General features: G+C 66.1%; 14 protein-coding genes, 1 tRNA gene and 1 pseudogene. 5 read left to right on the forward strand and 11 right to left on the reverse strand.

Annotation, left to right across the window (positions count from 1 at the left end; genetic code table 11):
• The first annotated feature begins 7 nt into the window (after window positions 1-7).
• Complete coding sequence (locus tag ACFQ6S_RS22855; RefSeq protein ID WP_383412647.1) at window positions 8-394, forward strand: hypothetical protein; 387 nt, start codon at window positions 8-10, stop codon at window positions 392-394.
• Window positions 395-1161: 767 nt separating this feature from the next.
• Here ACFQ6S_RS22855 and ACFQ6S_RS22860 read toward each other — a convergent pair.
• The 4 genes and pseudogenes from ACFQ6S_RS22860 to ACFQ6S_RS22875 all read right to left on the reverse strand — a co-directional run.
• Complete coding sequence (locus tag ACFQ6S_RS22860; RefSeq protein WP_383412649.1) at window positions 1162-1917, reverse strand: ASCH domain-containing protein; 756 nt, start codon at window positions 1915-1917, stop codon at window positions 1162-1164.
• 570 nt (window positions 1918-2487) lie between these two features.
• A complete protein-coding gene (locus ACFQ6S_RS22865; RefSeq protein WP_383412652.1) occupies window positions 2488-2976 on the reverse strand; it encodes a hypothetical protein in 489 nt (162 codons plus the stop codon).
• Window positions 2973-3653: a hypothetical protein gene (locus tag ACFQ6S_RS22870; RefSeq protein ID WP_383412655.1), complete on the reverse strand. Its 681-nt coding sequence runs from the start codon at window positions 3651-3653 to the stop codon at window positions 2973-2975. The genes ACFQ6S_RS22865 and ACFQ6S_RS22870 overlap by 4 nt, the downstream gene beginning before the upstream one ends.
• 86 nt (window positions 3654-3739) lie before the next feature.
• Window positions 3740-3980 (reverse strand): annotated as a pseudogene (locus ACFQ6S_RS22875) (hypothetical protein); the annotation flags it as partial.
• Between ACFQ6S_RS22875 and ACFQ6S_RS22880 the strand changes: the two are divergent.
• Window positions 3971-5014, forward strand: a complete 1044-nt coding sequence (locus tag ACFQ6S_RS22880; protein WP_383412656.1) for a tyrosine-type recombinase/integrase — start codon at window positions 3971-3973, stop codon at window positions 5012-5014. The pseudogene ACFQ6S_RS22875 and the gene ACFQ6S_RS22880 sit on opposite strands and share 10 nt — an antisense overlap.
• Before the next feature lie 49 nt (window positions 5015-5063).
• On the opposite strand, the gene ACFQ6S_RS22885 is transcribed toward ACFQ6S_RS22880, so the two are convergent.
• Window positions 5064-5137, reverse strand: a tRNA-Gly gene (locus ACFQ6S_RS22885).
• A gap of 582 nt (window positions 5138-5719) precedes the next feature.
• Between ACFQ6S_RS22885 and dcd the strand changes: the two genes are divergently transcribed.
• Window positions 5720-6295, forward strand: a complete 576-nt coding sequence (gene dcd, locus ACFQ6S_RS22890; protein ID WP_147994749.1) for a dCTP deaminase — start codon at window positions 5720-5722, stop codon at window positions 6293-6295.
• Window positions 6292-6807 (forward strand): phosphoribosyltransferase, encoded by a 516-nt coding sequence (locus ACFQ6S_RS22895; RefSeq protein WP_383412660.1) that lies wholly within the window; start codon window positions 6292-6294, stop codon window positions 6805-6807. The genes dcd and ACFQ6S_RS22895 overlap by 4 nt, the downstream gene beginning before the upstream one ends.
• Before the next feature lie 917 nt (window positions 6808-7724).
• Here the strand turns inward: ACFQ6S_RS22895 and ACFQ6S_RS22900 are convergent.
• Together ACFQ6S_RS22900 and ACFQ6S_RS22905 are read right to left on the reverse strand one after the other, a co-directional pair.
• Window positions 7725-8168: a hypothetical protein gene (locus ACFQ6S_RS22900; protein WP_383412663.1), complete on the reverse strand. Its 444-nt coding sequence runs from the start codon at window positions 8166-8168 to the stop codon at window positions 7725-7727.
• A gap of 382 nt (window positions 8169-8550) precedes the next feature.
• Complete coding sequence (locus ACFQ6S_RS22905) at window positions 8551-9024, reverse strand: hypothetical protein (RefSeq protein WP_383412666.1); 474 nt, start codon at window positions 9022-9024, stop codon at window positions 8551-8553.
• A gap of 126 nt (window positions 9025-9150) precedes the next feature.
• Between ACFQ6S_RS22905 and ACFQ6S_RS22910 the strand changes: the two genes are divergently transcribed.
• Window positions 9151-9600, forward strand: coding sequence for a hypothetical protein (locus tag ACFQ6S_RS22910; RefSeq protein WP_383412669.1), 450 nt, complete (start codon window positions 9151-9153; stop codon window positions 9598-9600).
• A 19-nt stretch (window positions 9601-9619) separates the two neighbouring features.
• On the opposite strand, the gene ACFQ6S_RS22915 is transcribed toward ACFQ6S_RS22910, so the two are convergent.
• The 4 genes from ACFQ6S_RS22915 to ACFQ6S_RS22930 form a co-directional block, all read right to left on the reverse strand.
• Complete coding sequence (locus ACFQ6S_RS22915; RefSeq protein ID WP_383412672.1) at window positions 9620-9928, reverse strand: immunity 53 family protein; 309 nt, start codon at window positions 9926-9928, stop codon at window positions 9620-9622.
• A 187-nt stretch (window positions 9929-10115) separates the two neighbouring features.
• Complete coding sequence (locus ACFQ6S_RS22920) at window positions 10116-10751, reverse strand: MSMEG_1061 family FMN-dependent PPOX-type flavoprotein (RefSeq protein WP_383412675.1); 636 nt, start codon at window positions 10749-10751, stop codon at window positions 10116-10118.
• A gap of 374 nt (window positions 10752-11125) precedes the next feature.
• On the reverse strand, window positions 11126-12160 hold the full coding sequence (locus ACFQ6S_RS22925) for a Yip1 family protein (protein WP_383412678.1): 1035 nt from the start codon (window positions 12158-12160) through the stop codon (window positions 11126-11128).
• Between the two features lie 76 nt (window positions 12161-12236).
• Window positions 12237-13682: an FG-GAP and VCBS repeat-containing protein gene (locus ACFQ6S_RS22930; RefSeq protein ID WP_383412681.1), complete on the reverse strand. Its 1446-nt coding sequence runs from the start codon at window positions 13680-13682 to the stop codon at window positions 12237-12239.
• Window positions 13683-13693: the final 11 nt, after the last annotated feature.

Consider the following 13693-nt stretch of genomic DNA (forward strand, 5'->3'; position numbering starts at 1 on the left):
ACGAAGAATGATCCGCAGTAAGAAGATGTTCGCCGCAGGTCTGGCCACCACCGTCTCGGCGGTGGCCCTGTCCGTCGGCGCCATGGCCGCCCCGGCGTCGGCCGCCGGCTCGGTCGACTGCCGTGGCGCGGTCCACGGTGTCGACACGGACCGGGGCATCGCCAGCTGCACGAACAACAGCGACCGCACCATCCGGTTCCGCGCCGAGGTCGTCTGCGGCCGGGCCCCCGACGTCTCCGGTGACTGGGTGACCCTGAACCCGGGCCAGTGGGGCCAGTCCTCCGCCACCTGCGCCTGGTACCGCAGGAGTGATCCTCACGACATGAAGGTGCTCGGACGCGCGGCGCGAGATCCGAACGCTGGCATTCCTGGCGGCCCGCCACCGCCGCTGTAGGAGTTCGACCGGAGCCCGCTCCGGGCTGCTGCCGTCGACTGGTGTGATGGCCGGACAGTGACGCTGGTGTACGCCTCCGTCCGGCGTCGTTGATGTCAGCCGTGGATGTCAAGAGCCTTCTGATCCGTAGCGCTGAACTGGGCTCTGGAGGCCATGCAGGCTGACGGGAGGGCCGATGAGGGTAGCTGAGGGGCTGCCGAACGCCACTGTTGCACTGCAGCGCCATACGAAGCTGAAGAGGAGGGGCGTGACGTACCCAGTGGCCCCTGCCATCAATGCAGGCCCGAAGGGGACAAGGTAGGCAAGCCAGGGCGGCGGCTCTTACGGAGCGGCTTGAACATGCAGCTCGATCTTGGCAGCACGGACGAAGCGCGTTTCTGCCTCACCGAATTGATGATTGGCATCGAGGTAAGAGCCGCTAAAGGTCGGTGGACGAGACCACCATCCCTCTAGGAGAGCGCTGAACTCCTCGTCGTTCAGGGCACCGTGTGGCAAAGCGTTCCAGGCCGAACGGCAGGACCGTTCTGCTGCTTGGGCGTCGTGAGAACTCAGTTGCTGCACTCAGGACAGGCCGGGAGCTGGTGGGTCATGTGGCGCACCTTCGCGTGACGACCTCTTTGTCCCGAATCAACCGGGGCGGGTCCTCGACGTGCGGACTGTGCACCTCTCGCCTGGTGCGATGGTCCCTTGGCATGCGCGGTTGTCCGCCGCTGTACGTAGGCGTTTGTCACGCAGTTAGACACTCACCCCTGCAGCCGGGCAAGGGTTCATGCGTCAGCCAAGCGGAACTGGATGATGGCAATATCATCGGCGGGAACGATGCTGGGGTAGTGGTACCGCAGCCTGTCGTGTAGTTCTTCGAGATCGCGGAATCCGTCAGCGATGGCGTCCTGCTCGGTCAGCTCGTCGACCTTTTTTGAGATGATCTGCGTTACGACACCCTGTAGCACCACCTCCTCATCCAGCTCGAAGACCATGCTGACGGGCCCCGTGGAAACCGGATCACGGAAGCGAACGGTCGTCGTCTTCTGTCCGGTCCGGACGGCGTCGAGATAGTCCCGATGGAAATACATGGGCTGCCTCGCTGTCGCGTGGCAGCCCGGTTCAGAGGAAGCGGCCTGATCGGCCCATACATAGCTGTGCGGTAGGAGGCCCGCTATGGCGATGCTGCGAACCCCTTCGGCCGTGGGCACCAGGACGCGGATGTCTGGATGGTGGTCGAGAAGGACTTGTCGATCACGGCCACACGGCGCGAGCACACCGCGGCCCCTGTCGCCGACAGCAACAATGGTTGCCAGCTCACGCGCCCCTGCCGCACGGGCATGCCCCAATGCCACGAGCTCTGCACAGGGTCCGCCAGTGAAGTGGTAGAGGTTGATGCCACCGAATATCCGTCCTCGCGCATCTCGGACAGCGGCGCCAACCGTGTGCACCTCCCCGTCGCCGTTGGCCTCCACAATGCGCTGGGCGAACTCGACCAGCTCCATGTCTTCTTCTGTCGGCAATTGCAGGGTGCTGTCCACGCCCAGCACCCTACGGCTGGCAGTTGGAGGCGACGGACCCAGGGGTGATTTGCGCGTGAGGTCGGCGAGCGGCTTTGGGCTGGAGCTGCTTTGGGGTGAGTGATCATGGCCCGGTAAGCTTCCGGCGCGTCGGGCAGTCTGTGGACCTGCCCGTTGAAGCACGACGTTGGGGCCATGATCTTAGAGGCTCGCCCCAAAGTGGCTGCCTAAAGCCGTGGAGTCGACCGCCTCAGCCACAGAGGGTGTCTCCCCCTTCATGCCCGCAGCTCGCCAGCGCGCCGCAGAGGCGGCGCGCGCCCGCGCCGTGCGCGGGCCTTGAACCAGTAGAGAAAGTTGTAACTCAGTCGGTCGCATGGCGCGTGTCTTGTCTCGGTTGATGCTTGACGTTGTGGCTTCACCTGATGCTTGACACCGCTTGCCTCGGTTTGGCTGTGCGCCTGGATTGGGTGCATGGGGCGGGCCGGGGCCGTGCTGGTGGAGCTGAGCGTGGTCGAGCAGCGCCATCACTCACCGCAGGTTGTCAGTGAGCGCCCTCAGTGGTCGGGACCGGAGGGCGCTCACTTTATGTAATCAGATGGCGTCAACCTGCCAGGCGATCATGCCGGTCGCCCCCTTGTCGGCTTCAACATTGATGCGGACTGGCCCGTCCCCTGTGATCCGTTCCTGGACCACCGACTGATCGCACGGCACCGTGGCCTTCGGGCCGGTGCTCGCCGGTTTGAACGACAACTGCGCGCTGCCAGTGCCGACGCAAACCAGGTTGATCTTGTAGGTCTTGCCCTTGCTCAGGCTGGGCTCGCTGTGGATGCCGTCCGTCACGCGCTCTGCGCCGGCTTCAACCAGCGTGCCGCTGTGTACAGCGGCAAGCGCCGCTTGGGCCTGCTGGGTGGCCTTCTTCTCGGAGGGCCCGTTTGTCGTTGCCGAGTTGCTTGGCGTAGATGACTGTGACGATCCTCCGGCTCCGGGCTCTCCGTTGCCAGAGGTACAGGAGGTGAGCAGAAGTGCGGAAGCCGCCACTGCACAACCGGCAAGGCAGGCACGCGGGTTCAAGTAGGTCATGACGAGGTTTCCCAGTACTTCCAGCCGGTTTCATTGATGGGGAGCGTTGCCGTACCACTGGCGATCACAGTGCCGGCGCCACAGCCGTCGCCGTGACGTCGGTACCTCGTCCAGCTCGCCTTGTAGCCAGAGGTGCCGTACTGCACGTGACCGTACTTGTTCCTGCTGATGCTGCGCGTGTAGGTGTGCCCCGTGGTGATGGTCACGCTGGCAGCAACCTCGATGGATATCGTGGCCTTGGCCTTCGCGAGGAGCGTTCCAGCCGACCACTCACCGGTACCCGTGAACTTGGCCGAAATGGTGCCGCTCTTCGTCACCGACACCGACATGGTGCCGCCCGGTCCATCTTTGAATTTGGTGCCGTTCCACCACGAAGGAACGAAGGTTGCCTTCTTTGACTTGTATTCGTACCAGGTCTGCGGACCGTCACACTGACGCTGCCCCGAGTCGTCAAGGGGCTCTTCGGGCCCATCCTCCCAGCCCTGTTCGTCGTTGACTTCTATCGTCTGGTCAGCAGAAACGGCCGTGTCGTCGGTCGGCGCCTCATCGGCGGCAGCAGTGCCCGCGGTAGCGAAGCACAAAAGCAGTACAGCAGTGGCAGCGCCGGTCGAAGCGCGCCGTGAACCGATGCCCGTGTGACACCTTTCCGGTGGACCGCCCCCGTGGCGATCGAGCACTTGGACAGTATGTGAAGGGTCATGCACGCGACAATTAAGTGATCAATACTCTGAGGAGAACTTGAGGAAGAAGCGGGGGCCGCCGGTCAGTCGGATGAGTGGGGTTTGAAGTCGTATGCGCAGGCGGAGAGTTCGCTCCCTTTGGCGATGGGCGAGCGGCAGGAAGAGCGCCGGTCGGACGGTCCACGTGATGCGGGTGTTGGCCTGAGTGACCGCGACCATGCAGGGCTCCGAACGTAGGAGGGCTTGGCGTGTTGTTATACGGCCCCGATACAGCCAGACCCATGCCTCGTCGGAGGCGTCGGTGTCCAGCGCTGGTGAGATCGCTTGCCGAGAAGCAGACGGAGATCGGCCGTGGCGAGTGGCGTGACCCGGAAGCCGGTGCCGTCAGCTTCCGCGCGTACGCCGATAAGTGGGTAGAGGAACGGGAGTTGGCCCCACTGTCCCAGGACCTCCATCGCTACCTCCTCGACAAGCACCTGTTCGCCCTCGCTGAGTTGGACTTTGACGAGATCACCGCACCGCGCGTCCGCGAGTGGCGGGCCGAACGGCTGCGGATCACGGGCGCCAAGACGATCACGGCCAAGGCGTACCGGCTACTGAAAGCCATCATGGAAACCGCCGTGGATGAGGAGCTGATCACGCGCAACCCGTGCCGGATCAAGGGCGCGGGTAAGGAGAAGGCGGCTGAGCGGCGCATCGCCACCGTCGCCCAGGTCGACGCACTCGCCAACACCGTGGGGATGCGGTGGCGTCTGATGGTCTACCTGGGCGCCTACGGTCCGATGCGGCCGGAAGAGTTGGCCGGCCTACGTCGCCGGGACGTCGGCATCGGCACCCTTCGTATCCGTGTCCGCCTCGCAGAGCCGGAGCGGATGAACGGGCGACGAGTCCAAGGCGACACCAAGTCCGGGGCAGGCACTCGCACTGTGATTCTTCCCGCGTTCCTCCGTCGGGAGCTCCGCTGGCACCTGGAGAGCTACGCCGAGTCGGGCCCCGACGGGCTGCTGTTCGTCGGCGAGGAGGGCGCTCCCTTACGGCGTAGCACCTTCGGGCGGAAGTGGCGGAAGTGGCGGAAGGCGCGTGAGATCGTCGGCATGCCGGAGGGCTTCCGGTTCTGCGACTTCCGGCACACGGGGCACACCCTCTCCACCCGCTCCGGCGCCACCCTCAAGGACACGATGGTCCGCGCGGGCCAGTCCTCGGAGAAGGCGGCGTTGATCTACCAGCACTCCGACGACGAGCGGCAAGAGGAGGTCGCCGCCGGGCTGGACGCGACAGTCCGGAAGGCTCGGGATGCTGCCCGCACGGAGAAGGAGCCCGACAAGCCTTCTGGCACGAATCTGGCACGCGACCGCTGATCACCACGGACAGCAAAAAGGCCCGGGTCTCTGACCTGGGCCTTAATCGTGGAGCGGGTGACGAGAATCGAACTCGCGCTCTCAGCTTGGGAAGCTGATGTTCTACCATTAAACTACACCCGCGTAAGACGCCGCTCGTTCCGTGATCATCCGGAGCGGTGTCCAATTGCCTGGTTACTGTACCTCATCACTGGCCTCCGGCGCTGAAGCCGCGGGGCCTGAGCGCGTTTCAGGGGGCGGATCCGGGTGCGGGGCACCGGAGTTGGGGCGTACCGTGGAGAGGTGGGAGAGGGTCCGGGCCGGGTCGGAGTGCCGCCTGGAGGGCCGTCCCTTTGATCCCGTAATGTGGCCTCCCGTCGTCAGGCGGGCAGCAGCCAGACGCGGCTCTTGGGGAAGGGACTCTAGGACTTGATGGAGCGCACCGTCGTCCGTTGTGCCGATGGGCACGTGTTCAGCACCACTTCGTTCCCGATGCAGCAGGCCGATCGCCTCGGCCCCGGACGGCTCGTCCGATGTCCCCGCTGTGCCCGGCTCCGCAGTGTGGTGCCGGTGCAGTTGGAGAAGCAGTAACGGGAGAAGCAGTAACGGGAGTGGTAGCCGTAGCGGGAGCGGGAGCACCCGCAGGACCTGCACAGCAGTAGCAACAGCCGGGCGCGCGGGCGGCGCGATTGTCGTCGTTCCGCGCGCCTTGCGTATCCTCGGGGCGTGCTTCTCTCAGACAAGGACATCCGGGCCGAGATCGACGCCGGGCGGGTACGGATCGATCCCTACGACCAGACCATGGTGCAGCCGTCCAGCATCGACGTACGGCTGGACCGGTACTTCCGGGTGTTCGAGAACCACCGGTACCCGCACATCGACCCCTCGGTCGAGCAGGCGGATCTCACGCGGCTCGTCGAGCCCGAGGGCGACGAGCCGTTCATCCTGCATCCCGGGGAGTTCGTGCTCGCCTCGACGTACGAGGTCATCAGCCTGCCCGATGATCTCGCCTCGCGGCTCGAAGGGAAGTCGTCCCTCGGGCGGCTCGGGCTCGTCACCCACTCCACCGCCGGCTTCATCGACCCCGGCTTCAGCGGGCACGTGACCCTTGAGCTGTCCAACCTCGCCACGCTCCCCATCAAGCTCTGGCCCGGCATGAAGATCGGCCAGCTGTGCATGTTCCGGCTCAGCTCGCCCGCCGAGTTCCCGTACGGGAGCGAGCGGTACGGATCCCGGTACCAGGGGCAGCGCGGGCCCACCGCCTCCCGGTCCTTCCAGAACTTCCATCGGACCCAGGTATGAGCGGCAGCCAGGCACGCGAGAATCTGACCTACGAGCGGTTCGGCACCGCCGTCCGTGAGCTCGCGCAGACCATCGCCGACGACGGGTACGAGCCGGACATCGTGCTCAGCATCGCCCGGGGCGGGGTCTTCGTCGCCGGCGGGCTCGCCTACGCGCTCGACTGCAAGAACCTTCATCTGGTGAACGTCGAGTTCTATACGGGTGTGGGGACGACGCTCGAGATGCCCGTCATGCTCGCCCCCGTCCCCAACGCGATCGACTTCACCGACAAGAAGGTGCTGATCGCCGACGACGTCGCCGACACCGGCAAGACGCTGAAGCTCGTCCACGACTTCTGCGTCGAGCACGTCGCCGAGGTGCGGTCCGCCGTCATCTATGAGAAGTCCCACTCCCTCGTGAAATGCGAGTACGTGTGGAAGCGCACCGATGAGTGGATCAACTTCCCGTGGAGTGTTCTGCCCGTGGTACGTAAGTCGGGGGAGCCGCTTACTCCGTCGAAGGAAGCGCTCTGACCTGCTGCTCTGCGAAGATCCCCGGCCTTGGAGGACCGGGGACCATTTGAACCGGAGCCTCATCCATATCAGGTCGATCACGCAGGATTGCCGGCGTCGCTCAACGCGTGGCGCGCCGTGGCAGGTTGCCTGCTGGAGTCCGGCGTCGATCGCCGCTGTTCGCCCCTGTTGGTGTCAGGCGTTGATGTCAGCGAAGAGGGGCCCTCTTGACAACCCCAGCTCGCCGGGGCGACTCGGCACCTCCTGCTGTGCGCGAAACCTAGCCAATCTTGAACACGTTCAATTCACATGGCAAGGTGGCGGAAGCGCATAGCGAGGGGACTGGGGGAATCGGGATGGGGCTCGCTCGGCTTGGCGGAGCGCTCGGTGCCTCACTGGCGAGCGGTGTGTTGTCCGCACTGCTCTCTGGTTGCCACAGCCTTGCCGCCGCGATCCACGATCCGCCGCAGGCGCCGGGCACACCCCAAGTCGTGACCGACGGCCACTTGGTCGGTACCTGGCGGGACGATGCGGGCGGCAGCATCACCTTCGCCGCGAGCGGAGCCTTTACCGCAACGAAGATCTGCGGCCAATTCCTGGACTGGGCGGGAGTCGGCCCCATGCGCGCGGACTCCCAGCCGAAATCCGGAGACGGGTCGTGGGAAACGACGGTCTGGACACCCTCAGACGAGTCCACGCCGAGAACTGAAATGACAATCCGGTTCTCCAACTCAGACGTGTCCGCAGAGTACGAAACTGGGGGAACTTCGCGGTCTCCCAAGCTCTGGGTGTACATAGGAGAACTGGACGACTACAACCTGTGCACCTTGAGTCGGTAGTCATCACCGTCATGCACGGCTGGCTGAGGCATCCGATCGGTTCCACTAGGACGGCGAGTGTCAGGGCCGAGCCGGCTCCCTGATCGTGTGATTGCGGCGTCAGAGAGGCTCGGACGGCTGCACGGACGGCCAGTTGGCCAGCCTGGCGCGGGCTTCCTGCCCAATGACCGGCCACGGGTCATCAACCAAACGCGCCACTGCCGACCGCGGCGAGTGAGGATGGCCTGCGACGAGCCTCCGCACGGCGTCATGCGGATCGTCGACCAGCCGTTCCAGCAGCTCGGGCGGGCAGTGGCGCTTGCCGGCCACCCGGTCCCGGACCCGCCAGTCCGGATCCTTGATCAGCTCGGCAAGGATCTCCGACGGCGCCGTCCTGTTGTGCGCGGCCCAGAAACGCATCTCGGGATGGTTGCGCACCAGGTTCCACCAGACGGGCAGCGGGAGGGTTGCCCGCACCGAGCGGTTGTACTCCGCCGGGTCCTCACTCTCCCGCAGCCGGATGAACTCCTCCACGGAGGTGATCTCAGGGAAACGATCCGCCATGACAGCCAGTACGCCACGATGTCTAGGTCAGACGTCAAGCATCACCCGACGCCGACCCGTCAACCATCGTGCGGGGCCAACCATGAGTCCGGCCCGACGACCAAGCCTGTGCAGAAAACTTAGCGCCTGGGATGTGCCAGTCGATAGCGCATCCCAGGCGTAAGCGAGGCCAGGGTCAGATTTTTGATTCCTCAGAGGTCGGCTTGTTGCTTTGCCTGCGGGAGAATCGTGCCTCGCTCATGATGAAAGCGTAAATTCCCCCAAGTGCGAACGTGGCCACGTACTGAGCCCATTGCGTCGAGTCCAGCAGTTTGTTTGCCAGAACGAGCACGCCAGCCCATACGAGAGTTATCAGAACCTTAGCCATCGTGAAACCTCACAGTTATGCGAGTGCAGAGAGGCACCCAGTGGCTCCCGCGACTACAGTCTTTGCGGCAATGTCCTCAGCGAGGTCCTTGCTGACGAACCTACCTACCACAAGTGCGCCAGCACCACCGATGGCCGCCCTGAGCAGGCAGTCCTTGACGACCTTCTCCATCTTCGTGTTCCTCATGAGAGACTTACACGAGTTCTTGTCGTGGTACACGACGCACTTGGACCTCTGCTCCTCGATCGGGCTGACCCTAGTAGTCCCGCCCCCAATGCCTGTGTTGGTGGATGCCGAGGCCACGCCTGCGCCGGAGAGCGTTACAGCTCCCACAAGAACAGCGGAAGTCAGTCCTGAAGCCATACGTATCTTGCTCAAGAGTTCCCCGATTGTTGAATTTCGAAGGCGAAGGTGGTCAACCTTCGCCTTGCGTTCATGTTCGACCCTAGTCAACGAGATCTTGCTGGGTGAACCCCCCTTGAGGGTCATTTGAGCTTTTTATTTCTCGACACCGTTCCGCGTTGCTGCTTGGATATCAAAATGGCTCACATATAGGTCTATTTGCTCGCTTGCAGCAGCTAACATGAAGAGTCGGATTAGCCCTGCTTGTCGCATATGTGGCAAGCGCGCAACGAACTCGATGTACCGGCGTATCTCCACGAGTGCGGCATCCCTGGCGGCACCGATCTCATCGAAGTCGTACCCGGTGTCCTGATGCCCGAGGCTGTCGAGTTCGGCCCAGGCGGGGTCCTCGGTGAAGACGACCTGCAGTTCCACCTTCCAGTACTCGGGCTGCCACTCCGGATCATCACGTCCGCCATCCCCGGTGACCGCGAGCAGCCGCCCGAAGGACAGCGCCGGCTGGTCGTCGTTCCAGTCCCACCGACCTCATTCCGCGATGAAGCCGTCGCCGTCGTCCTCGGGCCGCTCGATCCCGTCCACCTCGATCTGGCAGAACTCGCCGAAAGCGTCCCAGCTCTGACGCAGGGTGCAGGCTTTCCAAGTGTCGTGGCCCGCATGAGGACGAATACAGGACCGATCACCGAGACGGCGCGGGCTCGTTGACACTGGACGTCCACTAGGGCTACTCGCCGACTGAGGTGGCCCAGTCTCGGAACAGACGCAGTACTTCCCCGAGGTTGAGCGGACCGCACGACGCCTGGAAGACGTCGTCAGACACCTTCACCATCACCCAGTCGGAGTCGCTGCGCCGGAAATCGGTGCGGGCGTAGGACCGGCCGGCCAGAGACGTCTCTTCGAGATCGATGTCGACTGTCCAGCCAGGGTTGTCGAGCGTCGAGATCCGAACGCCCCACTCGTGCTCCCAGTCACCGTCGCACTGGGCTTCGTACCAGCGTTGGAGCCAGCTGAGTTCCCCGCTTGTGTCCGACATGGCTGCTGATCCTACGAGGCTGGGCCGTACTGATGGAGGCGCGTAACCGGCGCACCACTCGGCCGCTGCGAGCAGTGCGCCGTGGTGACTCAGGCTTTACAGCCCGGCCTCATCTTCATCAGGCCGATCATGGGTGCCTGGCGACCAGGACTCGGCACCTGATGCGTGTCGCCGCGGCGGACCGATATCAGGCCAGTCGGTGCAGGAGGGAGTCACGCTGATCCTGCTCGATCTCGGCGAGCGTCAAGTCGGGGTCGCGCTGATGAGCAAGAGCGACCTCGGCCGGCGTCGGCTGTTCCTCCTTGAGCGGCCAGGCCTCGGGGCGCCAGAACTTCGACCGGACGAACGCCTTGGCGCAGTGGACGTACACCTCGTCGGCCCGCACGACCAGCGCAGTCTTCGGCCTTTTGCCGACCGGGGTCAGCCGCGCCAGCAGATCTTCATCGGCCGTGATCCAGGCTGCGCCGTTGACACGAAGCGTCGTGTCCCGGCCGGGGATGACGAAGTTGAGCCCGGCGTGGCCGTTGGCCAGGATGTTGCGATAGCTGTCCAGCCGATTGTTCCCCGTCGCGTCCGGAATCACTACATGACGCTTGTCGAGGACCGTGACGAAACCGGGGGTGCCGCCACGAGGGGCCACGTCACAGCGGCCATGGGCATCACTGGTGGCGACGAACACCACGGGCGAGACCGCGATGAGGCGGCGCGACATCTCGTCGATGTGGTCGAGTTCTTTGCGTACCGCCCGCTCTCCGGGGTCCCCGTACAACTCTCGGAGTTGCGCCTCACTGGTCAGAGCTCGGGGTATCAAGGTGTCATCCACTCTGGCGATCGTAGCCCTGTGGGTCGAAGACGGGGGAGCGTTGTCGCGCGGGCGGTGGAGTCTCGATGGCCCCGTCAAGCGCTGCCGCGTGGCTCGCGTACGACGACCTGGTCCGCTATCTGCGTGATCACGGGCGGGTGCCCACTCCGGAACCTGAGGTCACTGCGAGCGGGAGACCGGAGCGCGAGCGCAGGTCACCGTCTAGTCGGGACACGCGAGGCGTTAGGGCAGGGGGTGTCGAGCCCTCGTCGTCCGGCGGGCCAGCCAGGTGCGACGCCTGACCAGGGCCAGACGCAGGACTGACACACGCGAGAAAGGGCCCCCGGCTGACCGCGCCGGGGGCCCTTCGTCGTTTCTGTGCGTGCCGCGGCCCGCTAGAACGTGCCCAGCTTCACGATCGACAGCAGGGCGATCAGCTGGATCGCGCTCGCGCCCAGGGCCTTCGGCCAGGGGAGGTCGTGGGACTTGGAGACCATCAGGGTGAGGAGGGCGCCCGCTGCCACCCAGGTCGCCCAGCCGAGGGCCTGGACGAAGGGGGCGTCGCCACCGGCGAACATGGCGAAGACCAGGCGGGGGGCGTCCGTGAGGGACATGATCAGCATGGAGAGGCCCACCGTGGGCTGCCAGGCGCCGTCGCCGCCGAGCTGGCGGGCCAGGGTGTGGGTGACCACGCCCAGGACGAAGGCCGACAGGACCATCGCGACCGCCGTCGTCAGGACGATCGGGACCGCGTTGGAGAGGGTCGCGTTGATCGCGTCCGCTCGGGCGCCGTCGAAGCCGAAGACGGCGAGCAGGCCGTAGAGGAACGACACGATCAGGGCGGTGCCCCACATCGAGTAGTCCCGCATCTGGAGGAAGGTCTGCGTGGGGGAGAGGACGATGCCGCGCAGCAGGGCCTTCCAGTGCAGGCGCGGGCCGATCGGGCCGGCCGGGGCCGAGCCCGCGTGGTAGGTCTCGCCCTGGGTGTAGGGGTCCTCGCCGACCGAGAAGGCCTGGGTGTGGCCCGGGTTGTTCGCCGCGTACGGGTCCGGGCCGCCGGCCGGTCCCTGCGGGTAGCCGCCGTCGCCGAAGTACTCCGGCTCGCCGTGACCGCCGTTACCTCGGTTGCCTCCGTGACCGCCGGGGCCGTAACCGCCGTGGCCAGCGCCGCCGTTCGCCTGCGGCCAGCCACCCGCGCCGCCGCCCGAGCCGCCGTAGGGCTGCTGCGGCGGCGGAGGATAGCCGTACGACGGTCCCTGGGGCGCCTGCTGCCCGTACGGAGGTTGTTGCGGTCGCGTTTGCGGGGTGCCGTTGTTCCGGCTGCCCCGTCCGATCCTGAATCCAGCCACGTCTTCGAACGTACCTGGTCCCGGAGAGTCGCGTGCCGGGCCCTGAGGTTCGGGCCCGGCTTTGCGGCCGACCTGTGACATCCCTTAGGGGGCGCGGCGGCCCCCCTCCGGGTGTTCGGTCAGGGTTCGGCCGTACGGGTGAGCCCCGGACGGCACATCAGCCCAGCATGACCTGGCCGAGCCGCAGGTACCCCGACGGCAGGCCCAGTGAGCCCGGGCCGAAGCTGATCGCCTTGCTGGTGGTCACACCCGTGGCCGAGCCGCGCAGGCTGTAGATCGAGCCCGCCGGGTGGTTCTCGCCGTCCGCGCCGACGGACAGGTCGGCCCTGCCGTCGCCGTTGAGGTCGGACAGGCGTACCGACGCGCCGAAGCGGTCGGCGGTCTCGGCGGTGCCAGGGACGCCGGCCGTGTTCTGGGTGAAGGACTGGGCGCCGGTCGCCGTCAGGCCGGAGGCCGAGCCGCGCAGCACCGTGACGCTGCCGGCGATCTTGGCGGCGCCGATGGTCTCGTGGATCGTGCCGACGGCCAGGTCCGCGTAGCCGTCGCGGTTGATGTCGGCGATGGACAGGTCGTTGCCGAACCAGTCGCTGTCCTCGTCCGAGCCCGGGACGCCGGGGGTGTCCTGGGTGATCGTGGCCTGCGGCTGGGTGCGGATGCCGTTCGCGCCGCCGAGGTAGGCCTTGAGGGAGCCGCCGAGGCTGGTCACGCCGTCGTCGCCGAACGTCGACGCGACGATGTCGGCGTAGCCGTCGCCGTTGAGGTCGCCGACCGCCGCCAGCTCGTGGGCGCCGTTCTTGAGGAGGGTCTGGCGGGTGAGGCCGGACGCGGAGCCCAGGTAGACGAAGGTGCCGCTGTCGTACGTCTCCGCCTGGGTGCCGCTGACGACCAGGTCGGCCACACCGTCGCCGTTCACGTCACCGGAGGCGAGGCCCTGGGCGCCGTAGATGATGCCGGAGTACAGGTCGGTGGCCAGCTGGTAGCGCGACGCGGCGCCGGACGCCTTGAGGAAGCCGCCCTTGTGGATCCAGATGTCGCTGCCGGTGCTGCCGACGGCGAGGTCGGCCTTGCCGTCCCCGCTGAAGTCGCCGACGGTCAGGGACATGCCGTACTCGTCGTGGGCCGAGGGGGCCGGGTCGGGGACGACCTGGCCGCCGGAGAGGCCGCTCCTGCCGCCCCAGACGATCACGACGGCGCCGGCTTCGGCGTTCTCGCCCTCGGAGCCGATCACGAGGTCGGCGTAGCCGTCCCGGTTCAGGTCGCCGGAGGCGAGGGACTGGCCGAACTCGTCGCCCTGCTCGGCGGTGCCGGGGATGCCGGCCGTGTTCTGGGTGAGGACCGTGCGGCGGGAGGCGCTGATGCCGTTCGCGGAGCCGTAGTTGACGACGACCGCGCCCGCGTCGGTCTTGCCGCCGACCGGGGTGTACGGGGCCGCGGTGGCGAGGTCGCGGTAACCGTCGCCGTTGAAGTCGTCGGCGAACTTGGCGGGGGCCGCGGCGGCCGGTGCGGCGGTGAGCAGCGGGGCGGCCGTCAGGGTGGCGGCGACGGTGGCCGTGGCGAGGGCCAGGGAGTGGAGGCGGGTGCGGTTCCGGTGGTGCCGGAGCATGTGGGGATTCT

This window comes from Streptomyces sp. NPDC056479 (assembly GCF_042795335.1).
GTDB lineage: Bacteria > Actinomycetota > Actinomycetes > Streptomycetales > Streptomycetaceae > Streptomyces.